Genomic DNA, 24,461 nt, shown 5'->3' with positions numbered 1-24,461 from the left:
GAGGTTGATGTGGCCATTTTGTGTGCAGTCTCGCTATAGATAAATTGCCGAACACAATGCAGTCGCTATACATTTATGCATGGCATCGACTATTGGTTGGGAGCTTTACCGATCGTTCCTCGGTGTATTCAGGGAGGGATCGCTGTCGGGGGCCGCACGGCAGCTCGGCATTACACAGCCCACGGTCGGACGGCACATTGCCGCGCTGGAAACGGCGCTGGGCGTGGTGCTGTTTACCCGTTCACCGAACGGTTTGTTGCCCACAGCACTGGCCCGCACCCTGCGCGCCCACGCCGAAACCATGGAGCGCACGGCAGCGGCGCTTGAACGTGCGGCCTCTTCTCAAGGCGAAGAAGTGCGCGGCGTGGTGCGCGTGTCCGCCAGTGAAGTGGTCGGCGTAGAAGTGCTGCCGCCGATCCTCACGCAATTGCGCCAGACTCACCCGCACCTCAGGGTCGAACTGGTCCTGACCAACCGCCTGAGCGACCTGCTGCAACTGGAAGCCGATATCGCCGTGCGCATGGTCCGTCCCAGCCAGGAACAACTGCTGGCGCGACGCATTGGCCTGATCGAAATCGGCCTGCATGCCCGCGATGATTACCTGCTAAAACACGGCACGCCCCTGCACATGCAAGACCTGGCCAGCCACTCAGTGATCGGCTTCGATCAGGAAAATGCGTTTATCCGCAGCCTGGCCATCAAGGGCTTCGAACGCAACACCTTCGCCTGCAGCAGCGACAGCGACCTGGCGCAACTGGCCCTGATCCGCGCCGGCGCCGGCATCGGCGGCTGCCAGGTCCAACTGGCCAAGCGCGACCCACGCCTGCGCCGAGTCCTGCCGGAAGGCTTTGCACTCAGGCTGGACACCTGGGTGACGATGCACGAAGACCTGCGCAACAGCCCGCGCTGCCGCGTAATGTTCGACGCCCTGGTGGAAGGTTTGCAGCGTTACGTACAGGATTGAGACAGCTTCACTGGTGAAGAATCAGACTCCCTCAGTCCCTTCACAGACGCCACCATGTCCGAAGCCTTCGAAGTCCCCAGCCCCCACGAAAAACACCTCGAGCACACCACCGAACATGCCCACGGGCGAGGTGACAGTTTCGCCAGCCGCATCGCCGTGATGACCGCCCTCATGGCGACTCTCGGCGCCATGCTCAGCTACCAGGCCGGCTCCACCGAAAGTGAAGCGGCCATGGACAAAAACAACGCTGCCATCATCAAGACCGAAGCCGCGAACCAGTGGAACTACTACCAGGCCAAATCCAGCCGGCAGAACCTTGCGGAACTGGCCACTCACATTCCCGGCGTAGATGCAGCGCATTACAAGGACGAGATCGAACGCTACAAGCGCCAGAAGGAAGACGTGCGCAAACAAGCCGAAACGCTTGAAGCCACCTCAAAGGAATGGGATGAAAAATCGGAACAGGCGCTGCACCAGCATCACCGCTGGGCCCAGGCAATGACCGCGATTCAGATCGCGATCTCGTTGGCGGCGATTACGTTGTTGACGAGGCGGGAATGGTTGAAGCGCCTGTCGTATGCGGCAGCGGGTGTGGCAGTGGTATTGGGCAGCCTGGCGTGGCTGCATATCTGACGCGGTGCAGTCAAAAGGTGGGGGTGGCTGTGGGGTTGAGGGCTTGGGTGTACGTACAATCCTGACGCGCGGGGTGGTAGTCTTGCCCTCTCGAAAACGACAATGACAGGGAAGTACGAATGCGGAGTCTGTTTCTATTGCTGTGCTGTTTATTAATCACCGCCTGTTCAAGCAATCCGACAACACTGTTTGAAGAACAAGTCAAAAACAGCAGCACGCCGTTAGCGCGAACCCCCTCTGAGGCCATGCGTAACACTCAAGCGGTGCCCATGCCGATCGACCCAGGGTGGCGGCCGCCCCAGTGGAAGATCACGGCCGAAGAACCGCGCATCCTGATCAACGGGATCCCGTCGAACTACCGATTATTCAGCGTAGCCTTAATAAAAGATAAACCCTTCCATATCGACGTTAACTCTTGGTGCGTCAACGCGTGCCTGGGATTCAGCAAATACGCCCTGAACCCTTATTTGATCCTGATGGACGCCCAAGGCAATGTGCAGGCTGAAGGCTTTGGCAAGGCGTCTGGCATCGTGGGGGTCATCAGCCAGGTCTTGAAAGGCACGGTGAAAAACAGCGGAACCTACTACCTTATCGTCGCAGCGGATAACCGTGCGCCAGGGGAAACCATTGTCATCGACAATGTACTGCTGATGGGCGCCGCAGCGAACCCGATAGCGCCGTTGCGCATCGGGATGAGCAGTTATCCATTTGGGTCGGTTGGGCCGTTATTGAATACGGAAGAGACACCTTAGCCTGCGACGGTTGAGCGTGAAGAAAATAGGCCGGGCGTGTGTATCCACTGAATCGGCTGTACTGGCCCTGATAATTGATTTGGGCAATTTCCTACGGCCTATTCAGAAGCGCCACTCTCCCACTTCAAATTCACCCCGCCTATAGTCCAATGGTCGCTCACAGGGCGACCGGGTTTGGCGACTCGACTACAAGATGGCAAAAGCTTCCCGGCAGATTTGCGGGATGCCCCTGCACGCAATAAGCTGCTTCATGGTAGCTGTGCGTGGGAGACCTTCGGGTCTGCCGGTCTTTGTCCGTTCTTGTCCCGGTTCGCCAACCTGCGTACAGCTGCCACCTTTTGTTTGGCGACAAATGCGTGGCTCACATCCTCTAAGTGAACGGACTTAAGGCATGAACCAATACATAGCACTCACCAGCAACGACAGCGCCACACCCGCCCTTTTCGTCGACACAACCGTCCCGTTGGAAATCCTTCTTGATGCCGCGAACTATCGAATCCGCTCGGTGACGCAGGTGCTTGAGAATCTTGCGCTACGTAGTGAGATAGGCAGCGATGCGGTGGTACTCAGCGACTTTGCCTTGCTGTGCTCAATTCCAATGCGCGACGGGTGTGACTTGCTGGATGTCATAGGCCGGCGAATGGATGTTCCGCTACCCTAGAAAATACTGCAGGTCGCTTTAGAGCTTTAGCGACCAATTCCCCTGGCTTCGGAATAGCAATCCAGGGGGTTCTGGTTTACGAGGGCACACAAAAGGCCCCCGCACCTGGCTTAAGTGTGGGGGCCTTTTGAACATAAGTGGCGTTATTCGAAATATACATACTGACCCTCATCCTGCAGTTATCAAGGGCAAGTCGGACAGAACACTGTTACAAAACTTTTAGATTTGTGCACGAATACACTTTGACGGTTCTCTGCAGTCGCATGATGATGGCCCATTGCCAAAAGGAGAGAATCATGGACGACCTGATAGAAGACCAACCTGAAGAGTTAGTAACCGAGACTAAAACAAACGAGAGAACTGAAGCTGAGAAAATTCGTGTACTCTCTGCAATCGCAAGTAATAGCCCCGCTCGTCTTACTGATCGGGTTGGCTGGATATTGAATCACTATCCATCCGCACGCGACTCTGACATAAAGTGCCAATTCCTATATTGGAAAACATTTCAGTCTGACCTTTATTCGGGGGGAGCGATTCCAGAGGATAAGTATCCTGAACTGGAAAAGCTTAATTCCATTTCAAGAGCCCGGGCCACCGTCCAAAACACCCTTGGTTTATTTAAAGCTTCACCAGAAGTAAGGAAATATCGCGGAACATTAGAGGAGGAGGAAAAACAAAAGGCACTGGAGGTTCGCCCTTCTCACCCGGTGTACTGCATCTACGCAGATGAAAGCGGTAAGACTGGAAAATATCTAATGGTTGGCAGCCTATGGGTTCTGCGAAGCTACGAAACAATGAAAATAACCAGAGCAATAAACCAGAAGAAAAGCGATATAAATTTCAAAGGCGAAATGCACTTCAAGGAGATAGATAAAAACAATATAAATCAGTACCTTGCATTGCTTGGTGCAATCATAGAGAACTCAACTTCTATTTCATTTAAAGGACTAGGGGTTTTGAGATCCGGTCTTTATAGCGTAGACGACACATTAAACAAACTGTTCTACCACATGGTAATAAATGGAATTAAAGAGGAGAACGTATCCGGACGAGCTATTCTCCCAAGAAACCTTCAGTTCAGGAAAGATAGTGAAGAAGAATCCAAAGATAAATTATCCATAATGGAGATTAAGCTACAACTGCAGAATGCATCTACCGCTATATTCAACGGAAATGTCTATGTCGACGTGGTAGAGGCAGAAGACTCAGCTATATCGCCACTCATGCAAATATCTGACTTATTTGTAAGCTCGATTTCTAGAGTGCTAAATAGGGAAAAACCGAGCGATCACCCAAAAGACATTTTCGCGGATACTTTTCTCGCCTCGTTTGGCATGACATACAAAGATAAAAAGCTTGATGGACTAAGCGAGTGCGTTAGTTTCTCTTGAGCCTTCCCGCGTGTCGGACGCATTCCTCTCCCCCCGGGACTAGCCATATGCGGCGGCGTACCGAGCAGGGGCGGCCTGACACTCGCGAAACTGTCAGGACTCCAGAAATGGCTAGGGCGACAGTGCCCAAAGGGGTTGATTGCCAAGCCCCTAATGCCGAATAACAAAGCCTTCAATTTTCGCACCAAAATAGAGCACCAGTCCCATGGCGGTCCCATGGGGCTATTTTTTCGACGCAAAAAACCACAAACCCCCGACTTTCTCTAGGAAAATCAGGGGTTTGTGTTTACTTAATGTGGCGGTGAAGGAGAGATTCGAACTCTCGATACAATTTCTTGTATACACACTTTCCAGGCGTGCTCCTTAAGCCACTCGGACACTTCACCGTATCTCGGCAAACCAGTTCAGTCTGTCGAGGCGCGCTAATGTAGTCGAAAGCCTTTCTGATGGCAAAGGTTTTTTTCAGAATTTTCATGCGGTTAGCCGGTTATGCAGATCCACGCCCGGCAAGGGGCGGTGATTGTGCCATTCTCAGGCATCGGCAGGATGGGTCTGGGGCGGTGATTGCGCCCTGCCCCCGGCTTTTCAAACGCCTATATGCGGGAAAAGTCTGACTGGGCAGTCAGTCACAGCGCTTTACCGGGGCGGGCGTGGTGGGTAACGTCTGCGCATGCACGTCTATTAACTAGCCTTCTATAAAAAATCCTACAAGGAACCGCGTCATGAGTGAGTTGATTGCCTACCACCTCGAAGACGGTATCGCGACCCTGACCTTGAGCAACGGCAAGGTGAATGCCATTTCTCCGGCGGTGGTCAGTGCGTTTAATGAAGCGCTGGATCAGGCGGAGAAGGACCGGGCGGTGGTGGTGATCACCGGCACGCCGGGGATTCTGTCGGGTGGTTATGATTTGAAGGTGATGACCGCCGGCCCTAAAGAGGCGATCGGCCTGGTGACGTCCGGTTCGACCTTGGCACGCCGTCTGTTGTCGCACCCGTTCCCGGTGATTGTGGCGTGCCCTGGGCATGCGGTGGCCAAGGGTGCGTTCCTGCTGTTGTCAGCAGACTATCGGATTGGCGTGGAAGGCCCGTTCAGCATTGGCCTGAATGAAGTGGCGATCGGCATGACCATGCACCACGCCGGTATCGAGCTGGCGCGGGATCGTCTGCGTAAGTCGGCGTTCCATCGTTCGGTGATCAATGCCGAGATGTTTGACCCACAGGGCGCGTTGCAAGCCGGTTTCCTCGACAAGGTGGTGGCACCGGAAGAATTGCATGCGGCAGCCCTGGAAGCGGCGCGTCAGTTGAAGAAATTGAACATGAACGCTCACAAACACACCAAGTTGAAGGTGCGCAAAGCGCTGCTGGAAGCCCTGGACGATGCAATCATCCAGGACCAGGGGCATATCCTGAGCTAAGTCCTACCCTTGATACGCCAGAGCCCGACCTTGAGTCGGGCTTTTTCTTACAAACTAATCCGAATCCTATTGAGCCGCTCTAGCCTGCCCGTGTCGGTAGATGCTGAAACATGCTCTTAAACATCGCTTATCTCCTACCTCTACAGGGTTAATTGCCGAATACAGTGCACATCCGTACACTGCGCCACCTTTTGTCCGGATAGGCTGTGTCGATGCTTTTTCTGCTGCGTATGTTGTTGATGGGCCTGCACTTTATGCTCGCCGGTGTGCTGGGCGTGTTGGTCGGTCTGTGTCGACCGTTCAACCCGGACAACAGTCGCCTGTGTGCTCGCCTCTACGCGCTGCCGGCCATGTGGATTCTGGGGCTGAACGTAAAGGCCGATGTGGACTCGCTGCGCCACAAGCCCGGCACCTGCGTGGTTATCGCCAACCATCAGTCCAACTATGACCTGTTTGTGTTCGGTAACGTGGTGCCTTACCGCACCGTGTGTATCGCCAAGAAAAGCCTGAAATGGGTGCCGCTGTTCGGTCAGTTGTTCTGGCTGGCGGGTAACGTGCTGATCGACCGGGGCAATGCGTACAAGGCTCGCCGTGCGATGCTCACCACCACTCACACGTTGCAACATGAGGACACGTCGATCTGGGTGTTCCCGGAGGGCACGCGCAATTTGGGCAAGGGGTTGCTGCCGTTCAAGAAAGGCGCGTTCCATATGGCGATTGCGGCCGGTGTGCCGATCGTGCAGGTGTGTGTCAGCAATTACGTGACACATATGCAGCTCAATCGCTGGAACAGTGGGGATGTGCTCATACGGTCGTTGCCGCCGATTCCTACCATTGGGATGACTCCGGATGACATCCCCGCGTTGATGCAGGCGTGTCATGCGCAGATGGAGGCGTGCATAGAGGAGATGGATCGCGAATTGGCACCGGGCCCTCTTTAACGCTTTGGAGCGGTTCGCCCCCCAGCACGAGCAAGCTCGTTCACCACAAAAAAGCTTGCCGCAACGGTAGCTACAACGGAACGCCATTCAGGCTAAGCTGCCCAACACCTGTCCTCCCAATAAGAAGCGATCAGCACCATGGGTAGAGTTGTTGCGGCCGCTGTCTACAGTGCCGGTAAGAAAGTCACGGATATCACCCTCGATGAAGGGGCGGCCTGGGCCGCCAAACCCAACCACTTTGTATGGATCGGTCTGGAAGAGCCTGACGCTCAGGAGCTCTCCAACCTGCAACGCCAGTTCAACCTGCATGAATTGGCCATCGAAGACGCCCTGGAAAAACACAGCCGCCCGAAGCTGGAAACCTTCGGCGATGCGCTGTTTATCGTCACCTACTCACCGGTGCGCGAAAACGGCAAGCTGGAGTTTATCGAGACCCATATCTTTGCCGGCAACGGCTATATCATCACCGCACGCAACGGGCACTCGGCGTCCTACGGTTTTGTGCGCCAGCGTTGTGAGGCACGGCCTCTGTTGCTGGAGCATGGGGAAGATTTCGTACTCTATGCGCTGCTGGATTTCGTCACCGAGAACTACCAACCGGTGAGCGAGGCGATCCATGCCGAGATCGATGAGCTGGAGCGCAATGTGCTGTGCAGTTCGCTGAGCGAGCGGGATATCCAGAAGATTCACGGCCTGCGTCGCGATGTGTTGCGGCTCAAGCGCTATGTGGCGCCGATGGTGGAGATCAGCCAGGAGCTGCAGAAACTCAACTTCCCGTTCATCGACAAAAACATGCGCCCGTATTTCCGTGATGTGCAGATCCACGTGACACGGCAGATGGAAGATCTCACCACCCTGCGCGATATCGCCAGCCAGACCATCGAGATCGGTGTACTGCTGGAGGCGTCGCGCCAGAGTGTGGTGCAGCGCAAGTTTGCTGCATGGGCGGCGATTCTCGCGTTCCCCACCGCGGTGGCAGGGATCTACGGGATGAACTTCCAGAACATGCCCGAGCTGCAATGGCACTACGGCTATTTTGCGGTGCTCGGGTTTATCGCGGTGGGTTGCACCAGCCTGTGGGCCAGTTTCAAGCGTTCGGGCTGGCTTTAAACCTGGGCCTCGGGCTTGTGCGCCACGAAACGCATCATCCATTCCGCCACGGTTGCGCCGTGGTGGTCGCGCTCCAGGCTGGCCACGCCGTTCGTGTAGACCTTTTCGCCCAATGTGGTCTGCAGAATCTCCAGCAACTCGCGGGAATAGTCGTGGACAAACTCCGGGTGACCTTGGAAGCACAGGACCTGGTCGCCGATGTGGTACGCGGCAAACGGGCAAAAGGCGCTGGAGGCGATGACCGTGGCATTGTCCGGCAGCGTGGTGACTTGGTCCTGGTGGCTGATCAGTAGCGTCAGCTCCTCCACTTCAGGGCTCATCCACGGTGTCTTGGCATCCAGCTTGTAGTCGTGAATGCCCATGCCCCAGCCCTGGCCGGCGCGTTCAGTCTTGCCGCCGAGCAACAGTGCCAGCAGTTGGTGGCCGAAGCAGATCCCGAGCAGCTTGTCGCCGCGCTCGTAACGTTCGAGCAGGTAGGTCTTGAGGGTCTGGATCCATGGGTCGGTGCCAAAGGAATCGGCCTTGCTGCCGGTCACCAGGTAGGCATCGAACACTTCATCGTCCGACGGGTATTCGCCGTTCACCACGTTGTACACGACAAACTCAGCGGGTATGGGCTGCTTGGAGAACAGGCGCTTGAACATCTGCCCGTACCCTTGGTATTGATCGATCAAGCCTGGACGCAGGATATCGGTTTCCAGGATACAGACGCGTAGCGACATAAAAAATACCTGACACGGTGATGGGAATATTGCACACCCCAGAGCCTGCCTTGAAATGCCCCTTCAAGGCAAGCCCCTCTTAGTCACCGGAACACGTCACCTTGCGCGGCTTTCTCCAGCAACAACGCGGGCGGCATGAAGCGTTCGCCATATTGCTCGCCCAGGTAGCGGGCGCGGGCTATGAAGTCGTTCAGCCCATATTGGTTGATAAACTGCAACGCGCCACCGCTCCAGGCCGCGAAGCCAATGCCGAAGATCGACCCCACGTTGGCGTCCGCCGTGGACATCAACACCCCCTCCTCCACACACCGTACGGTCTCGATGGCTTGGATAAACAGCAGGCGGTCGCGCACATCCTGTGGCGAGATACGTTGGTCGGGCCGTTCAAAGCGGCTTTTCAGCTCCGGCCACAGGTACTTGTGCCCGCCGCTGGGATAGTCATAGAAGCCGCCGCCCGCCGCCTTGCCCATGCGCTGGTATTCGTTGACCAGCAGATCGATCACCGCTGTCGCCGGATGTGTCGGCACGGCCTTGCCTTCCGCCTGCAGATCCTTCGCCGCCTGCTGCCGGATATGGCTCATCAGGCTGAGGGAAACTTCATCCGACACCGCTAACGGCCCTACCGGCATGCCGGCTTTGCGCGCTTCAGTCTCGATCATCGGCGCCGCTACGCCTTCGCCGAGCATGGCGATACCTTCGTTGGTGAAGGTGCCGAACACCCGCGAGGTGAAGAAGCCACGGCTGTCGTTGACCACGATCGGGGTTTTCTTGATTTGCAGTACGAAATCGAAACCACGGGCCAGGGTTTCGTCGCTGGTGCGCGCACCCTTGATGATTTCCACCAGGGGCATCTTGTCCACCGGGCTGAAGAAGTGCAGGCCGATGAACCGGGTTTGATCCGGCACTGCCGTGGCCAGGCCGCTGATGGGCAAGGTGGAGGTGTTGGAGGCGATCACGGCGTCGGCACCGACCACACTTTGCGCGGCGGCTGAGACTTTGGCCTTGAGTTCGCGGTCTTCGAACACCGCTTCGATAATCAGGTCGCAACCGGCCAGGTCTTCATCGGTGGCCGTAGGATGAATCCGCGCCAAGAAGGTTTCCCGCTGTTCGGCGGTCAGTTGCCCACGGCTGACTTTCTTGTCCAGCAGCGCCGCCGAATGCGCCTTGCCCTTCTCGGCGGCCGCCAGGTTGATGTCCTTGAGCACCACCTCGATGCCTGCGCTGGCACTGACGTAGGCGATGCCTGCGCCCATCATCCCTGCGCCGAGCACGCCGACTTTGCGCGTGACGTACGGCGCAAAACCTTGCGGCCGGGAGCTACCCGCGTTGATCTCATTGAGCTGGAACCAGAACGTGCCGATCATGTTCTTCGCCACCTGCCCCGTCACCAGTTCGGTGAAATAGCGGGTTTCAATCAGGTGCGCAGTATCAAAATCCACTTGGGCACCTTCGACGGCGGCACAGAGGATCTTCTCGGGCGCGGGGAAACAGCCCTGGGTCTTACTGCGCAGAATCGACGGCGCAATCGCCAGCATCTGCGCCACTTTGGGGCTCGACGGTGTACCGCCTGGGATCTGGTAGCCCTTATTGTCCCACGGTTGCTTGGCGTCCGGATTGGCCAGGATCCAGGCGCGGGACTTGGCCAGCAGCTCGTCGCGATCCGCCGCCAGCTCATTTACCAGGCCGGCTTGCAGCGCCTGCTGCGGCCGCACTTTCTTGCCTTCGAGCAAATACGGCAAAGCCTTTTCCAACCCAAGCATGCGCACCATACGCACCACCCCGCCGCCGCCCGGCAGCAAGCCCAGGGTGACTTCCGGCAGGCCAAGCTGCACCGATTTGTCGTCCAGCGCCACGCGGTAATGACACGCCAGGCAAATCTCCCAGCCGCCCCCCAGCGCCGCGCCATTGATGGCGGCCACCACGGGTTTACCGAGGGTTTCCAGGCGGCGCAGTTGCGCTTTCAGTTCCCGTACGCTGTCGTAGAAATCCTTGGCGTGGGCCTTGTCGACCTTGATCAGTTCATTCAGGTCGCCACCGGCAAAAAATGTCTTCTTGGCCGAGGTGATTACCACGCCGGCAAGGTCATCTTTTTGCGCTTCCAGACGCTCGACCATCGCCGCCATGGCCTCGCGGTACGCGCCGTTCATGGTGTTGGCGCTTTGGCCGGGCATGTCGAGGGTCAGCACCACGATGCCGTCCTGGCCTTTTTCGTAACGAATAGCTTGGGTCATGACAAATTCCTTGGGCTCAGAGGCGTTCGATAATGGTGGCGATGCCCATGCCACCGCCGACACACAAGGTGGCCAGGCCGTAGCGCTGCTGGCGCACTTCCAGTTCGTCGAGCAAGGTGCCGAGAATCGCGCAACCGGTGGCGCCCAGTGGGTGGCCCATGGCGATGGAGCCGCCATTCACGTTGACCCGCGCCGCGTCGATGCCCATGTCCTTGATGAACTTGAGCACCACCGAGGCAAAGGCTTCATTGACCTCAAACAAGTCGATGTCTTCGATTCGCAAGCCAGCCTTGGCCAGGGCCTTGCGCGTGGCGGGCGCAGGGCCGGTGAGCATGATGGTCGGGTCGGTACTGGTGACCGCCGTGGCGACGATACGCGCGCGGGGTTGCAGGCCCAGCTCGCGCCCCTTGGCCTCGGAGCCGATCAACATCAACGCGGCACCATCGACGATACCGGAGCTGTTGCCCGGTGTGTGCACATGGTGGATGCGCTCCACATGGCTGTAGACCCTCAACGCGGTTGCATCGAAGCCCATCTGCCCCATCATTTCGAAGCTGGGCTTGAGCTTGCCCAGGCCTTCCAGGGTGGAGTCGCCGCGGATGAATTCGTCATGGTCCAGCAGCACAATACCGTTCTGGTCCTGCACCGCGATCAGCGACTTGTTGAAGGAACCGTCCGCACGGGCCCTGGCCGCTTTCTGCTGCGAATGCAGGGCAAAGGCGTCGACGTCGTCGCGGGTGAACCCTTCCAGGGTGGCGATCAGGTCCGCGCCGATGCCCTGTGGGGTGAAATGGCTGTGCATATTGGTCTGCGGGTCGAGTACCCAAGCGCCACCGTCGCTGCCCATGGGCACGCGGGACATGGACTCGACCCCACCGACCACCACCAGGTCTTCGAAGCCGGAGCGCACCTTCATCGCGCCCACGTTGACGGCTTCCAGGCCCGAGGCGCAGAAGCGGTTGACCTGCACGCCGGCGACGCTGATGTCCCAGTCCGCCACCAGGGCGGCGGTCTTGGCGATGTCGGCGCCCTGGTCGCCGATCGGGGTCACGCAGCCGAGCACGATGTCGTCCACTTGGTGGGTGTCGAGGTCACTGCGCCGGGCCAATGCCGTGAGCAGGCCGGCCACCAGGTTCACCGGTTTGACACTGTGCAAGGCACCGTCGGCCTTGCCTTTGCCACGGGGCGTGCGTATCGCATCAAAGATCAAAGCTTGGGTCATGACGTCCTCGAACCGCTGTGCATGTGTGCCTCTACCTTAGGCCCGATTGACACGGTTTCAATGACGGATGCGCTCATTGCTTTTGACCCCCTCGCTCGGACGAACGGTAGTCTCCTAAGCGAATTGCCGGGTTAATCGTTTTAGCTGTCTAGCCAAGGCATTGGCGCCAAGATGGCGATATGCCTCATGCCTTTTTAAGCAGAAATGCTTATTAGCTGATATGAAATGAGTCTAAGCCACGAAGAACGAGGGCTCTAAGGTTGAATCAGTAGGAGGCTGCTGCCGGGTTTTGCTGGAGCGGCTGTAAGAAAAGCGACACGTCATCTCGCCATACTGAAAGACACCGGCATGCATTTGACGCTCAGGAATAACAACAAAAGGCAGTCAGCCATGTTTAAACATTCGAAAGTACGTCAGGCGGGACTTATTCTGTTCGCCACCACACTGATTCTGATTTTGCCCAACCTGACCAAGGTCATTGGGTGACCCCTCAACGCCTACATTCAGTGCCTTCACAGCACCGGGTTTGCAGCTTTTGGCAGCACCTGCCGGGACATTGCGCATAGCGGTCCTGCAGGGGCTGCCTTTTTGCGCGCCGATTTCCGGTATCGTGAGCGTCATCGCCACTTCACACCGGGCCTCCCTCTTGAAATCGATCTTCGCCCTCCTCGCCTTGCTGATCGCTCTTCCCGCTTCGGCAGCACAATTGACTCTCGAACTCGACCACACCAGCAAGACGTGGCAGACCGATGACCTGCTCACGCATCCCCAGGTGCAAACGGTGCAAATCGTCGATGACGTTTCCTACAAGCGCACTATGAGCTATCGCGCAGTGCCTTTGGCGTCGCTGCTGCCGGGGTTGAAACCTGAGAGCCACCTGCAAGCCATTGCCTTGGATGGGTTCGCCGCCGAACTCACGGCCGCGCCACTGCTGGAAACCCACGGCGCACGCGCCTGGCTGGCGGTGGAAGATCCTGCGCAACCCTGGCCGGCATTGGCGGAAGGCAAACCGAGTGCGGGACCGTTCTACCTGGTATGGACCGATCCGCAAGCCGGACACATCAGCCCTGAGCAGTGGCCGTTCCAGATCTCCAGGATCAAGCAATTGAAGACCGTGGCGGAGCGCTTTCCGGCGTTATTGCCTGACCCGAAACTGGCGGCCAACGACCCGATCAATCAGGGTTTTGCAGTGTTCCAAAAGAACTGCCTGGCCTGTCATCGGCTCAATGGTGCCGGTGATGCGCAGGTGGGGCCGGATTTGAATATTCCGTATAACCCCACCGAGTATTTCGGCGCCGATTTCCTCAAGCGCTACATCCGTGACCCGCAGAGTTTGCGGCACTGGCCGCAGGCGAAGATGCCGGCGTTTGCGGCCAGTGTGTTGCCGGACAGTGAGCTGGATTTGTTGGTGGGGTATTTGAAACACATGGCAGGGCGTAAGCAGCCATAAGCTTGGCGCATTCCCTCTGTGGGAGCGGGCTTGCTTGCGAAAGCGGTGTGTCAGTCAATAAATGTGTGGCTGACCCACCGTATTCGCGAGCAAGCCCGCTCCCACTGAGGGGGGAACGCTCCGCTCTGGAGATCATTGCTGTTGGACGGCGATCACCGGGGTCGGCGCCACAAACACCTTGGCATGCATCTGCTCATGCCCACCGCCACGGCGCATGCCGCGTACCGGGCAGGCATCGAGGTAATCCAACCCCACCGCCAGTTTCAAATGCCGCTCCGGCCGTGACAGCTGGTTGGTCACATCAAAGCTGTACCAGGCGTCATCCAGCCAGGCTTCGGCCCAGGCGTGACTGGCCAGGTGCGTGCTGTCCTCACTGTACAAATACCCCGACACATACCGCGCAGGGATCCCCAGGCTGCGCGCGCACGCCAGGAATGCATGGGTGTGATCCTGGCACACCCCCGCACGACCCGCGAAGGCCTGGGCGGCACAGGTGTCGACTTCGGTGGCGCCGGGTGTGTAGACCATCGCCTGGTTGAGCGCATGCATCAGGTCGATCAACGCGGTGCGGTCACGACGTTGATGGCACTGCTGGTCGGCAAAACCGCGCAAGGCTTCGTCAGGTTCAGTCAGGCGGGTGCAACGCAGAAACGGGAACGCCGATTGGCTCTCATGTTCGGCCTCGCGCAATTCGTCGATGTCCACCTGGCCACGGGCGCCGATGATGATGGCGTCGTGGGGCTCATCCAAGGTCAGCACATGCAGGATGTTGCCGAACGGATCCACCTGGGCACGCACCGGGCGCGGCAGGTCGAGCTGCCAGCTGAGTACGCGCTGGCGCTCGCTGTCGTGGGGCGTAAGGCGCAAGTACTGGATGCTGGCACGCACCTGGTCTTCGTAGTGGTAGGTGGTTTCGTGGCTGATGGAGAGTCTCATGCCGCCTCCAGGTAGGAACTGTAGATGGCGTCGCCCAATTGGCGGACCAGGGGAATAAAGTCGGTCAGCCAGGCGTGCAGGCCTTCCTCGAGGATTTCATCGATGGCGGTGAAGCGCAGGCGCGCGTCCATCTCGGCGGCCAGGCGCTGGGCCGGCCGGCCGTTGAGGCCGGGCAGGCTGGCCAGGATCTGGTCGATCTCTTCACTGCAGGCGCGCAGCGAGCGCGGCACATCGGCGCGCAACAGCAACAACTCGGCGACTTGCCGCGCGCCGGGCGCATCGCGGTAGATCTCGGTGTAGGCCTCGAACGACGACAACGCGCGCAACAAGGCGCTCCACTGATAGTAGGCGTGCGCTGTGTCATCGGTGACGGCGTCGGCACGGTCGCCGGCCATTTCATAGCGGGCGTCCAGCAGGCGCAGCGTGTTGTCGGCACGCTCGATGAAAGTGCCCAGGCGGATGAAGCGAAATGCATCGTTACGCATGATGGTGCCGTAGGTGGCACCGCGGAACAGATGAGAACGCTCTTTTACCCACTCACAGAACCGGCTCATGCCATAGCGGCTCAAGCCCTGCTGGGCGATATCGCGAATATCCAGCCAGGTGGCGTTGATGTTTTCCCACATGTCGGCGGTAATTCGCCCACGCACCGCATGGGCGCTGGCCCGCGCGGCGCCAAGGCAGCTGTAGATGCTGGCCGGGTTAGCAGCATCCAGCGCAAAGAAGTGCAACAGGCGTTCGGCGTGCAGCTCACCGTGACGTTCGTGGTAATCCTCCAGGGTGCCGGTGATCAACAGCGGCATGGCCAGTTCGTGCAGGCCATCGCCACGCCCGTCCTGGGGCATCAGCGACAGCGAATAGCTGACATCGAGCATGCGTGCGAGGTTTTCCGCACGCTCCAGGTAGCGCGACATCCAGTACAGATCCGAGGCAGTTCTACTCAACATGGCATCAGTCCTCGACCACCCAGGTGTCTTTGGTGCCGCCGCCCTGGGACGAGTTGACCACCAACGAGCCTTCGCGCAGTGCCACTCGGGTCAAGCCGCCAGGGACGACACGGGTTTCCTTGCCGGACAACACAAACGGGCGCAGGTCGATATGACGCGGCGCGATGCCGTTTTCGACAAAGGTCGGGCACGTGGATAAACACAGGGTCGGCTGGGCGATATAGGCGTGGGGCTTGGCCTTGATACGGGCGCGGAAGGCTTCGATTTCCGCAACGGTGGACGCTGGGCCCACCAGCATGCCGTAGCCGCCGGAGCCTTGGGTTTCCTTTACCACCAGGTCGGGCAGGTTGGCCAGCACGTGGGACAGTTCGTCGGGCTTACGGCACTGGAACGTCGGAACGTTCTTCAGGATGGGTTCTTCATCCAGGTAAAAACGGATCATCTCGGTGACGAAAGGGTATACCGACTTGTCATCCGCCACGCCGGTGCCAATTGCATTGGCCAGCACCACATTACTCGAGCGATAGGCCGCAAGCAGGCCCGGCACACCAAGCATGGACGCCGGATTGAAAGCCAATGGGTCGAGGAACGCGTCATCGAGACGGCGGTAGATCACGTCCACGGCCTTGGGCCCGTCGGTAGTGCGCATGAAGACACGGTCATCGCGCACGAACAGATCGGCGCCCTCCACCAGTTCCACGCCCATTTCTCGCGCGAGAAAGGCATGTTCGAAGAACGCGCTGTTGAAACGGCCCGGCGTCAGCACGACCACGCTGGGATTATCCAGAGGGCTGGAGCTTTTCAGGGTGTCCAGCAACAGATTGGGGTAGTGGTCGATGGGCGCGATGCGCTGGGCGGCGAACAGTTCGGGGAACAGGCGCATCATCATCTTACGGTCTTCGAGCATGTAGCTCACGCCGCTCGGTGTGCGCAGGTTGTCCTCGAGCACGTAATAGGTGCCGTCACCATCGCGTACGAGGTCGACGCCGGAGATGTGGGAATAAAGGTCACGATGCAGGTCCAAGCCCTGCATCGCCAACTGGTATTGCTCGTTGGCCAGCACCTGTTCGGCGGGAATGATTCCGGCCTTGATGATGCGCTGTTCGTGGTACAGATCGGCGAGAAACATGTTCAGCGCCTTGACCCGCTGGATACAGCCGCGCTCGACAATCCGCCATTCGCTGGCCGGAATACTGCGCGGGATGGTATCGAAAGGAATCAACCGCTCGGTGCCCTGCTCGTCGCCATAAAGCGTGAAGGTGATCCCGGCGCGGTGAAACAGCAAATCGGCCTCGCGTCGGCGCTGGGCCAACAGATCATCAGGGGTGTCGGCCAACCAGCGCGCGAACTCGCGGTAATGAGGCCGGACCTGGCCTGCCCCATCGTACATTTCATCGTAATAAGTGCGGATCATGCCGAACTCCTTGTCACCCGGGCGAAAGAACCATCGCAAGGCCCGTGCCAGCGGCATAAACACTTGAAAATCAGTGAGTTGAATTACAACCAGAATCCAGTCGCACCGTCCTGGTGCGCAGAATGCCCGGTGCACCGCCCGACGCTTCATCGCAATGCGGGCTTTGACTATCAACAGCATAGTCAGAGTTGATTTCACTGCCTGGCCAAGTCTGCGGATAATGGTCCCATCTGCTGAACAGGACACGTCCTAGCGCTTCAGCGAACCGCTCTTCCCTTTAAGCCACCCTCTTGGGTGGTTTTTTTTTGCGCCCTGCAACGTGTAGCAGTGAGGGCGATGTTGAGCATGCTGCACAAACAAAATCGGCCGACCCAAAAGGTCAGCCGACACGCTGTGCTGCTCATAAACTGCTGCTACATGGGTAACCCACGCACCTCCTGCTTCACGCCCCATCCCTCGATGATCCCGCCCAGCGGCTCGACCACCGCCCCGAAGTCCTGCTCGAAGTCTCCTATGCCATCGTAGGTGGCCGACATGATTTTACTCAGCTCCAGGTACCAGGCGCCGTCGTCGCGCGCACTGACCTGGGCATTCAGGGATTCCCCACGAAACTCACCCGCAGCCCTGCGCGCACGTTCCTCATCCGGGAAAATGGCGTAGAACTCGATGGGGTGAAAACGCGAGAAGTCGAAGCCGCCTTCTTTCATGCGGCGCAGGACGTTGGTGCTGATGTCTTCTTGATAGGCTGTGCTCATGAAAAGTGCTCCTCGAATTGATGGATAGACTTTCCGTGCTTCCCGAAGCCCACGCCTTACTGGCGTGGGAACTACGGCAATAACTTCACCGCTGGAAAACAAGCATGTAGCTGACAAGACCAGAACCTAGCGATTCATTCGCTGATCTCCCTTGCAGAGTAGCGCGAAGCTTTCGCCTCCACCAGAGGGGTTTTAAGGGTGTACAGGGAATGTTCAGGCGGCGGGAGAGATGTCGAGGATCTGGATACCGTTCTGGTCTTTGAGGATCTTGAGCGTAGGTTCGGGCTGGCGGCCTTCGAAGTCGTTGAGATCGAGTTCGGCGGCAACGGGCACCAACTTGTTGCGAATCATGTGTGCCGCATCTTCGAGGCTGGGCTTCTGGTCGCAGGTGAACTGCTCGACGGACTTCACGCCGTGATCATCAACGAAGGTAATCTGCCACTTTTGCATCGGTGCCTCCTCGATAAAACCCGTGTGTGGGCTTACTTCTATCTGGACCTTGGGGGCTCGGCAAACGTTCCACCCAAGGTAGGAGACACCTGATCAACTGCGCTTACTTTTCAGCGCGTTCTTTCAAGGCTTTCAAGGTGTTGTACGGTGCGTCCACCACGAACTTGTTGGCCAGCCACGATGGCACGCTGCCGCCTGGCTCGGTGTGCACCTGGTAGGTGACTTCGGTTTGGTTGTCGCCTTTGGGCACCAGCTTCCAGAAGCCGTCGACCTGGGCGACACGTACGTAGCCTTTTTCTTCAGGCTTGTAGGTCGGCACACCTTCCAGCTTACGCGTCAGCGTGCCGTCGGCCGCCTTGGTCGTGGTGATATGCAGGTAGGAATCACGGTCCGTCACGGGAAACGGGGCTTTGAATTGGGTGTAGGTCCAACTCTCGTCGCCTTTCTTATCGACCAGCTTCTGGGACTTGCACTCGTGGATCCAGGCACAGGCACCGGCTACGTCGTCCTGGAGGGCGACGATTTTTGCCACAGGCGCCTTGATCACCGTTACACCGCGATACGCCTTGTATTTGGAGCCGGCAATTTCGCTCAGGGACACCTTGATACCGTCTTCGTCCTTGGCGACTTGCCAATCCTCAGCCTGGGCAGTGGCAGCAAACAACACCGTAAAACCGCACAACACAGCCATTCGTTTCAGCGAACCCATTGTTGTATTCCTTATTGTTGAAGTTCCGATAGTAAAGCCCATCAAGCCGCCGTCATTTGCTCCCACCAGCCGATCAAACGGATCGCATCGGCCTGGTCGGTGCCGCAGACCTCGATATTCGCCTTGAAATCACTGCATACCGCCGGTCGCTCCGGCTGGCCGAACAGCAGGCACAGTTGTTCGACCGACAGGTGCAGGCAGCGTTCGCCTGCCGGTTTGCCCTGTGGCATTCCGGGTAATGGCGAACTGATGGAGGGGGCGATGCAGCACGCGCCACAGCCTTCACGGCAATTCATGACCAGCAGGTCCTCGACGACTCAATGTGGATGGCCGGGCTAGGGTACGCCCTAAAACAGCCGTTTTAAAATGGCCTAACAGTGGTTTTTCGCAGAAAACAAAAGTGACTGATCAGTCTCCGACACATGGTCGGCGGTCGACGTCACCTTTGTGGGAAAAGTTTACTGCTTGAACTCGAAATCCAGCGCTGCACCTTCCACATCGCGCCGCTCTTCGTTGCGCAATTGCAGCCTCATCTCATTGCTGAGCAGGCGGCCGTTGATCTGGAATGCACTGTTGTCCGTAGGTTTCTCGCCAAACATTGGCGGCAGCAGGGGCACGCTTTTCGGCTTGGGCATAGTGCCAATGGGTTGCAAGTGCCTGACCATGTCAGAAGGCAGCGACAGGTCCAACTGTGCCGGTGGCAATTGTGTCTGCGCCACTTCGCGGGACGCCTTGGCCTTGGTGGCCGCCCGCCTTTTGGCGGCGGCGGTGGGTTTCTTCACCACTGGCGCTTTTTTTACGGGGGTCGGTTTTTTCGCCGGGGGCTTCTGCTCGGTACTGGCGGCGGGCTTGGTTTCGCTCACAGGGGCCGCCGCCAGCGCAGTGCCGACGTTGCACAGGCTTATCAGGCCAATCACGAAAACCGCACGAAAAATCGAAGTCATATTGCCTACAGCATTAACGGCAGAGGGCCATATGCTCGCTTGTTGTGCGCGGCATGACAAGCGCGGTGATTAGCTTGCTATAGGATTTGTCCCCTTTCCGTGCGTCACAGTCCGGCTGCGGTTTCCTGGCATAACTGGCTTGCCAGCATCCCCAAGGTCATCAGCGCCCGCTCTGCCTCGCGGTTCCACGGCGTACCGCAGTTGAGGCGAATGCAGTGGTTGAACTGCTCGGTGTTACTGAAGATCAGCCCCGGTGCAATGCTGATGCCCTGTTGCAGTGCGCGTACGTGCAGTTCCTGAGTGTTGACCCGTCCGGGCAAACTGACCCACAGGATGAAACCGCCGGTCGGACGTGTCATCTGTGTGCCTTCCGGGAAATATTGCTGCACCGCCAGTTGGAAGGCGCTGAGGTTCTTGCGGTACTCCTGGCGGATGTAACGCAGGTGGCGATCGTAGCCGCCGTTTTCCAGGTACGCGGCGACGCCCATCTGGGTCACGCTGCAGGCGGAGTGGGTGCTGAACATCTGCAAGCGCTGGATTTCCTGCTGGTACTTGCCGGCGATCATCCAACCGATGCGCACGCCGGGGGACAGCGTCTTGGAAAAGCTGGAGCAATAGATCACTCGATCCAGGCGGTCATAGGCCTTCAGGGCCTTGGTGCGGCCCAATTCGAACATCAGCTCGCCGTAGATATCGTCCTCGACAATCTGGATATCGAAGTCCGACGCCAGGCGCAGCAACTGTTTCTGCCGTTCTTCGGGCATGGTGCCGCCCAACGGGTTGCTCAGCCGCGCGGTCAACACCAGCGCCTTGATCGACCATTGGTTGGCCGCCAATTGCAGCGCCTCCAAGCTCATGCCGGTGGACGGGTCGCTGGGGATCTCGATGACTTTGAGGCCGAGCAGGTCGGCCAGTTGCAGCAAGCCGTAATAGGTCGGTGACTCTGCGGCAATCAGGTCGCCAGGCCGCGTCAACACCCGCAGCGACATCTGCAGGGCATCAACGCAACCGTGGGTGATCACCACTTCGGAAGGGTCCACCACCACACCGGCATCGCGCATGCGGATCGCCACCTGGCGGCGCAGCGGCTCGAAACCGGGGCTGAACATGTAACTGAATGCCCGTGGGCTCTGGAAGCGCGTGACCTTGGCCAACTGTTGGTGCAGCGCGCGTACCGGCAGGTAATCCACACTCGGCACGGCGGCGCCCAACGGGAACACACCTTCGCGGCGCGACTCACCCAGTACCTGCTGGATGATGCTGCTGCGGGTGACCAGACCCGGGCGTTCGACACGCGCGATGTCCGGCGTCGGCGCGGTGAGTGCGGGTGTCTGGTGCACGTAATAGCCGGACTGCGGCCGAGCGCGGATCAGCCCCTGGTCTTCCAGGTTAGCGTAGGCCTGCAACACCGTGGCGTGACTCACGTTCAACTGCGAGCTCATCTTGCGCACCGAAGGCACGCGCTCGCCCGGTTGATAGACACCGCGCCGGATATCCTCAGCCAGCTGCTGGGCGATACGTTGGTAAAGCAACAGATTGGTCATGACGCAGCACTCGATTTCACGGGTATTTTATTTTTGTGTGAAACATACCGGCACAGTTTAGAAGTGTACGGGGACAGTTGCCACAATAGTCGAGCGCGGGCAGGAGTGACAGTAAAAACTGTAAGGGTGGCGTACAGAGTTGTGGGGCTACTTCGAAAGAACGTGGGAGCGGGCTTGCTCGCGAAAACCGTTTGTCAGCCACTGAAATATCGACTGATATACCGCTTTCGCGAGCAAGCCCGCCCCCACATGGTGATCTATGCCAAGCGCCTAACGCGCGGCGCCGAGCTGGCCTTTCTCGTCAGAGAACACGATTTCCACCCGACGGTTCTGCGCCCTGCCCCGCTCGGAGGCGTTGGCTTCGACGGGATACTGGTCGCCATAGCCTTCGACCTGGATGCGTTTTTCGTCGATCCCCAGGTCTACCAGCACATCCGCCACTGACTGCGCGCGGTCGCGGGACAGTTTGAGGTTTTCCCGCTCACCGCCGGTATTGTCGGCGTGACCCTCGATGCGCACCACGCGCTTGGGGTTGAGTTGCAGGAACTGTACGATTTTCAACACCGTGCGGTTGGCCGAGTTTTTCAGCTCTGCTTCACCGGTATCGAACAGCACATCGCCCAGCGTCATCACCAGGCCGCGATCAGTCTGGGTAGTGGCCAAACTGGCGATCTGCTCTTCAAGCCATTTGCCCTGTTGCTGCACACTGATCAGCTTGTTTTCCCGCAGGGCCAATTGCAGGCGCTGGCGCTCCAGTTCGAGCTTGGCGCCACGCTCCTGGTTGAGCGCCTGTTCGGTGTGCTCGCGGGCGATGGCGCTGTAGCGCTGGCTCAGGTAGGCGTAATGCACCACGTCGGCGCCGCTGCCCCAGTAGCTGGACAAGCGGTCGGCGCGGGCCAGGGACTCACCGGCGCGGATCACGTCCTTGGGCGCAAAGCGCAGCACGTTGGCGTCTTCCTTGACCTTCTGGAAGTCGTTACCCGCCTGTTGCAAGGCCTGCTCGCTGTCGGGGTGGCTGGCGCAACCGCCCAACACGGCGGTGCCCAGGAGCACCGCACAGCTCAACCCGCGGATCATCCGGCTCATTGGGCTTCTCCCAACTGCAGTTGTTTGCGCAGGCGGGTGATACGGGTGTTGAGTACGTCCAATTGTTCCTGGCTCTTGCGGGTCAGCACTTGGGCCTCGGCCAGGCGAGCATCCAGCTCAGCTTGTTCGAGACGCATGCGCGCGTTTTTGTAGGATTGGTCGGCCATGCTCGACTTGGCCCGGGCGAACTTGGCTTCGGCCAGTTTCAATTCAGGCGATTCATCCGCGTTGGCACCCACGGCACTGGCTTGCTCCAAGGCTTGCTGGGTGAGGCGCATTTGTTCATTCGGCGCAGGATCGGCTGCACATCCCGCCAGAGCGACAACGGCGAGGGCCGCGAAAAGAGGTCGAAAAGTCACTGAAAATCCCTACTTTGTTGGGGTGCCGACGGGTTGCTGCAATTGCGCTTTCCAGCGTTCCAGATTGCTCTGCAACGCAGCTTGCGCCACACCGGACGCGGGCAATTCTGTCATCTTTTTGGCCAGCTGTCCGCGCAGCCACGGATCATTGCAGGCCGAGTTATGGGAAATCGCCAGGTACAGGCCCGGCTGGTCGATGGGTATATCCCGGGCAACCAGGTCGTTGCTCATGCCCAAGGTCTGCGCGATGGCCATACCGGAATAACGTCCGGCCAGCACGTAGTCCACCTCACCCAGCAGCAGTTTCTGGAATGCCGGCGTCAGCGACGGCAGGCGTTCCAGGCTCAGTTGCTCACTGGCGAAGGTTTCGAAGGCCGCGCTCAACCGCGCGCGCTCTGACACCGCGCCTGTGTGCCCGTGCAGGTCGGCGGCGGTGGCATAGTCCAGCGCCGAATCCTTGCGCGTCCACACCAGGTAGTCGAGTTGCACCAGCGCCGGGTGGATGTAGTCGAGCGTTTCCAGCTCACCCAGGTTCAGCGGCGCGTCGGCGAGGATGTCCATGCGCCCGCTGCGCACTTCCTCCAGGGCCAGGGAGCGTTTGCCACCGTAGAGCAGGTCGATTTTCAACCCGAGGTCCTTGCCCACTTGTTGCAATACATCGGCGGTGGCGCCGATCAGGTGCGTAGGGTCTTGCGGGTCGCGCCAGAGCAACGGCGGTGCATCCGGGCTGCCGGTGATCACCAGGCGATCGCATTTGCCGGCGGCCAACGACAGCGCAGGCAGTAATGTGAGGCCCATCAGTACAGCCCAGGGGCGCAATTCCATGGCGGGTGTCTCCAAGTCAAAAAAAAGCCCGGTCACAAGGACCGGGCTCTTTATAAGTGAAGCGACTGGATTAGACCAGCTTCTCCAACTCAGGGACGGCTTCGAACAAGTCCGCCACCAGGCCGTAATCGGCCACCTGGAAGATTGGCGCTTCTTCGTCCTTGTTGATCGCGACGATCACTTTGGAGTCTTTCATACCCGCCAAGTGCTGGATCGCGCCGGAGATACCAACGGCGATGTACAGCTGTGGCGCAACGATCTTGCCGGTCTGGCCGACCTGCATGTCGTTGGGTACGAAACCTGCGTCGACGGCCGCGCGGGAAGCGCCGACCGCAGCGCCCAGCTTGTCGGCCAGGGCGTACAGGTGCTTGAAGTTGTCACCGTTCTGCATGCCACGGCCGCCGGAAACGACGATCTTGGCAGCGGTCAGCTCTGGACGGTCCGACTTGGCCAGCTCTTCGCCAACAAAGCTGGACGTGCCAGCGTCGTGAGCAGCGGCAACGGCTTCAACGGTCGCCGAACCACCTTCGGCGGCAACCGGGTCGAAACCGGTGGCACGCACGGTGATGACTTTGACCGAAGCGTTGGACTGTACGGTCGCGATGGCGTTACCGGCATAGATCGGGCGCTTGAAGGTGTCAGCGCTTTCGACCGAGATGATCTCGGAGATCTGGTCAACGTCCAGCTGCGCAGCAACGCGTGGCAGGATGTTTTTGCCGTTGGACGTAGCGGCAGCCAGGATGTGGCTGTAGCTCTTGCCCAACTCGGCAACCAGTGGCGCAACGTTTTCCGGCAGCTGATGCGCGTAGGCGGCATTGTCAGCGTTCAGGACTTTGCTCACGCCAGCAATTTTGGCAGCGGCTTCAGCCACGGCGCCAGCGCCTTGGCCGGCAACCAGCACGTGAATGTCGCCACCGATTTTAGCGGCAGCGGCCACGGTGTTCAGGGTGGCCGGGGCCAGCACCTTGTTATCGTGTTCGGCGATTACGAGGATAGTCAT

25 protein-coding genes and 1 tRNA gene are annotated in these 24,461 nt (G+C 58.8%); 9 read left to right on the top strand and 17 right to left on the bottom strand.

Annotated elements, in window-relative coordinates; translation table 11 throughout:
* Positions 1-79 precede the first annotated feature (79 nt).
* The 5 genes from AB4O08_RS19640 to AB4O08_RS19620 all read left to right on the top strand — a co-directional run bounded on the left by AB4O08_RS19640 (position 80) and on the right by AB4O08_RS19620 (position 4,401).
* The gene (locus AB4O08_RS19640; protein ID WP_045791732.1) at positions 80-964 is read left to right on the top strand and encodes a LysR family transcriptional regulator; all 885 of its coding nucleotides are present in this window, start codon (positions 80-82) and stop codon (positions 962-964) included.
* Between the two features lie 54 nt (positions 965-1,018).
* Positions 1,019-1,597 (top strand): DUF4337 domain-containing protein, encoded by a 579-nt coding sequence (locus tag AB4O08_RS19635; RefSeq protein WP_106119787.1) that lies wholly within the window; start codon positions 1,019-1,021, stop codon positions 1,595-1,597.
* Between the two features lie 119 nt (positions 1,598-1,716).
* Positions 1,717-2,349: a hypothetical protein gene (locus AB4O08_RS19630; RefSeq protein WP_460114292.1), complete on the top strand. Its 633-nt coding sequence runs from the start codon at positions 1,717-1,719 to the stop codon at positions 2,347-2,349.
* Between the two features lie 391 nt (positions 2,350-2,740).
* Positions 2,741-3,010 (top strand): hypothetical protein, encoded by a 270-nt coding sequence (locus AB4O08_RS19625; protein WP_010208447.1) that lies wholly within the window; start codon positions 2,741-2,743, stop codon positions 3,008-3,010.
* Between the two features lie 296 nt (positions 3,011-3,306).
* Positions 3,307-4,401: a DUF3800 domain-containing protein gene (locus tag AB4O08_RS19620; RefSeq protein ID WP_010208445.1), complete on the top strand. Its 1,095-nt coding sequence runs from the start codon at positions 3,307-3,309 to the stop codon at positions 4,399-4,401.
* A gap of 296 nt (positions 4,402-4,697) precedes the next feature.
* Here the strand turns inward: AB4O08_RS19620 and AB4O08_RS19615 are convergent.
* Positions 4,698-4,787, bottom strand: a tRNA-Ser gene (locus AB4O08_RS19615).
* Between the two features lie 336 nt (positions 4,788-5,123).
* On the opposite strand from AB4O08_RS19615, the gene AB4O08_RS19610 reads away from it, so the two are divergent.
* The 3 genes from AB4O08_RS19610 (at position 5,124) to AB4O08_RS19600 (ending at position 7,867) form a co-directional block, all read left to right on the top strand.
* Positions 5,124-5,816, top strand: coding sequence for a crotonase/enoyl-CoA hydratase family protein (locus tag AB4O08_RS19610; protein WP_010208444.1), 693 nt, complete (start codon positions 5,124-5,126; stop codon positions 5,814-5,816).
* A gap of 212 nt (positions 5,817-6,028) precedes the next feature.
* Positions 6,029-6,757, top strand: coding sequence for a 1-acylglycerol-3-phosphate O-acyltransferase (locus tag AB4O08_RS19605; protein WP_038453656.1), 729 nt, complete (start codon positions 6,029-6,031; stop codon positions 6,755-6,757).
* A 138-nt stretch (positions 6,758-6,895) separates the two neighbouring features.
* Positions 6,896-7,867, top strand: a complete 972-nt coding sequence (locus AB4O08_RS19600; RefSeq protein WP_010208441.1) for a magnesium and cobalt transport protein CorA — start codon at positions 6,896-6,898, stop codon at positions 7,865-7,867.
* Here the strand turns inward: AB4O08_RS19600 and AB4O08_RS19595 are convergent.
* From AB4O08_RS19595 to AB4O08_RS19585, 3 genes are all read right to left on the bottom strand, one after another.
* Complete coding sequence (locus tag AB4O08_RS19595) at positions 7,864-8,589, bottom strand: amidotransferase (protein WP_010208438.1); 726 nt, start codon at positions 8,587-8,589, stop codon at positions 7,864-7,866. The two genes, AB4O08_RS19600 and AB4O08_RS19595, sit on opposite strands and share 4 nt — an antisense overlap.
* 83 nt (positions 8,590-8,672) lie before the next feature.
* Entirely contained in the window at positions 8,673-10,820 is a 2,148-nt protein-coding gene (locus tag AB4O08_RS19590; RefSeq protein WP_460114291.1) for a 3-hydroxyacyl-CoA dehydrogenase NAD-binding domain-containing protein, read from the bottom strand.
* 16 nt (positions 10,821-10,836) lie between these two features.
* Entirely contained in the window at positions 10,837-12,042 is a 1,206-nt protein-coding gene (locus AB4O08_RS19585) for an acetyl-CoA C-acetyltransferase (protein WP_176332387.1), read from the bottom strand.
* Between the two features lie 646 nt (positions 12,043-12,688).
* On the opposite strand from AB4O08_RS19585, the gene AB4O08_RS19580 reads away from it, so the two are divergent.
* Positions 12,689-13,492, top strand: coding sequence for a c-type cytochrome (locus AB4O08_RS19580; RefSeq protein WP_047540250.1), 804 nt, complete (start codon positions 12,689-12,691; stop codon positions 13,490-13,492).
* A 132-nt stretch (positions 13,493-13,624) separates the two neighbouring features.
* Here the strand turns inward: AB4O08_RS19580 and AB4O08_RS19575 are convergent, their stop codons facing one another.
* The 13 genes from AB4O08_RS19575 to AB4O08_RS19515 form a co-directional block, all read right to left on the bottom strand.
* The gene (locus AB4O08_RS19575) at positions 13,625-14,428 is read right to left on the bottom strand and encodes a transglutaminase family protein (protein WP_010208433.1); all 804 of its coding nucleotides are present in this window, start codon (positions 14,426-14,428) and stop codon (positions 13,625-13,627) included.
* Positions 14,425-15,375 (bottom strand): alpha-E domain-containing protein, encoded by a 951-nt coding sequence (locus tag AB4O08_RS19570; RefSeq protein ID WP_044287701.1) that lies wholly within the window; start codon positions 15,373-15,375, stop codon positions 14,425-14,427. The genes AB4O08_RS19575 and AB4O08_RS19570 overlap by 4 nt, the downstream gene beginning before the upstream one ends.
* A gap of 4 nt (positions 15,376-15,379) precedes the next feature.
* Complete coding sequence (locus AB4O08_RS19565; RefSeq protein WP_047540247.1) at positions 15,380-16,789, bottom strand: circularly permuted type 2 ATP-grasp protein; 1,410 nt, start codon at positions 16,787-16,789, stop codon at positions 15,380-15,382.
* 413 nt (positions 16,790-17,202) lie between these two features.
* Complete coding sequence (locus AB4O08_RS19560) at positions 17,203-17,544, bottom strand: ribonuclease E inhibitor RraB (protein WP_010208429.1); 342 nt, start codon at positions 17,542-17,544, stop codon at positions 17,203-17,205.
* Positions 17,545-17,757: 213 nt separating this feature from the next.
* A complete protein-coding gene (locus tag AB4O08_RS19555; protein WP_010208428.1) occupies positions 17,758-17,994 on the bottom strand; it encodes a hypothetical protein in 237 nt (78 codons plus the stop codon).
* A gap of 103 nt (positions 17,995-18,097) precedes the next feature.
* On the bottom strand, positions 18,098-18,703 hold the full coding sequence (locus AB4O08_RS19550; protein WP_042571971.1) for an START domain-containing protein: 606 nt from the start codon (positions 18,701-18,703) through the stop codon (positions 18,098-18,100).
* A gap of 41 nt (positions 18,704-18,744) precedes the next feature.
* Positions 18,745-18,999, bottom strand: coding sequence for a YkgJ family cysteine cluster protein (locus AB4O08_RS19545; RefSeq protein ID WP_010208425.1), 255 nt, complete (start codon positions 18,997-18,999; stop codon positions 18,745-18,747).
* Positions 19,000-19,161: 162 nt separating this feature from the next.
* Positions 19,162-19,647, bottom strand: a complete 486-nt coding sequence (locus tag AB4O08_RS19540) for a translation initiation factor 2 (protein WP_460114290.1) — start codon at positions 19,645-19,647, stop codon at positions 19,162-19,164.
* Positions 19,648-19,751: 104 nt separating this feature from the next.
* A complete protein-coding gene (locus tag AB4O08_RS19535; protein ID WP_010208423.1) occupies positions 19,752-21,191 on the bottom strand; it encodes an aminotransferase-like domain-containing protein in 1,440 nt (479 codons plus the stop codon).
* Positions 21,192-21,461: 270 nt separating this feature from the next.
* Positions 21,462-22,277, bottom strand: coding sequence for an OmpA family protein (locus AB4O08_RS19530; RefSeq protein WP_460114289.1), 816 nt, complete (start codon positions 22,275-22,277; stop codon positions 21,462-21,464).
* Positions 22,274-22,636 carry a DUF4398 domain-containing protein gene (locus AB4O08_RS19525; protein WP_010208421.1) on the bottom strand — a complete coding sequence of 121 codons (363 nt, stop codon included), beginning with the start codon at positions 22,634-22,636 and terminating at the stop codon, positions 22,274-22,276. Before AB4O08_RS19525 ends, AB4O08_RS19530 begins: the two co-directional genes overlap by 4 nt.
* 9 nt (positions 22,637-22,645) lie before the next feature.
* Complete coding sequence (locus tag AB4O08_RS19520) at positions 22,646-23,461, bottom strand: substrate-binding periplasmic protein (protein WP_010208420.1); 816 nt, start codon at positions 23,459-23,461, stop codon at positions 22,646-22,648.
* A 70-nt stretch (positions 23,462-23,531) separates the two neighbouring features.
* Entirely contained in the window at positions 23,532-24,461 is a 930-nt protein-coding gene (locus AB4O08_RS19515; RefSeq protein WP_010208418.1) for an electron transfer flavoprotein subunit alpha/FixB family protein, read from the bottom strand.

It is taken from the genome of Pseudomonas sp. H3_E07, assembly GCF_054668895.1.
Note: the sequence above shows the minus strand (reverse complement) of the source record. Positions and strands in the feature narration are given on the sequence as shown.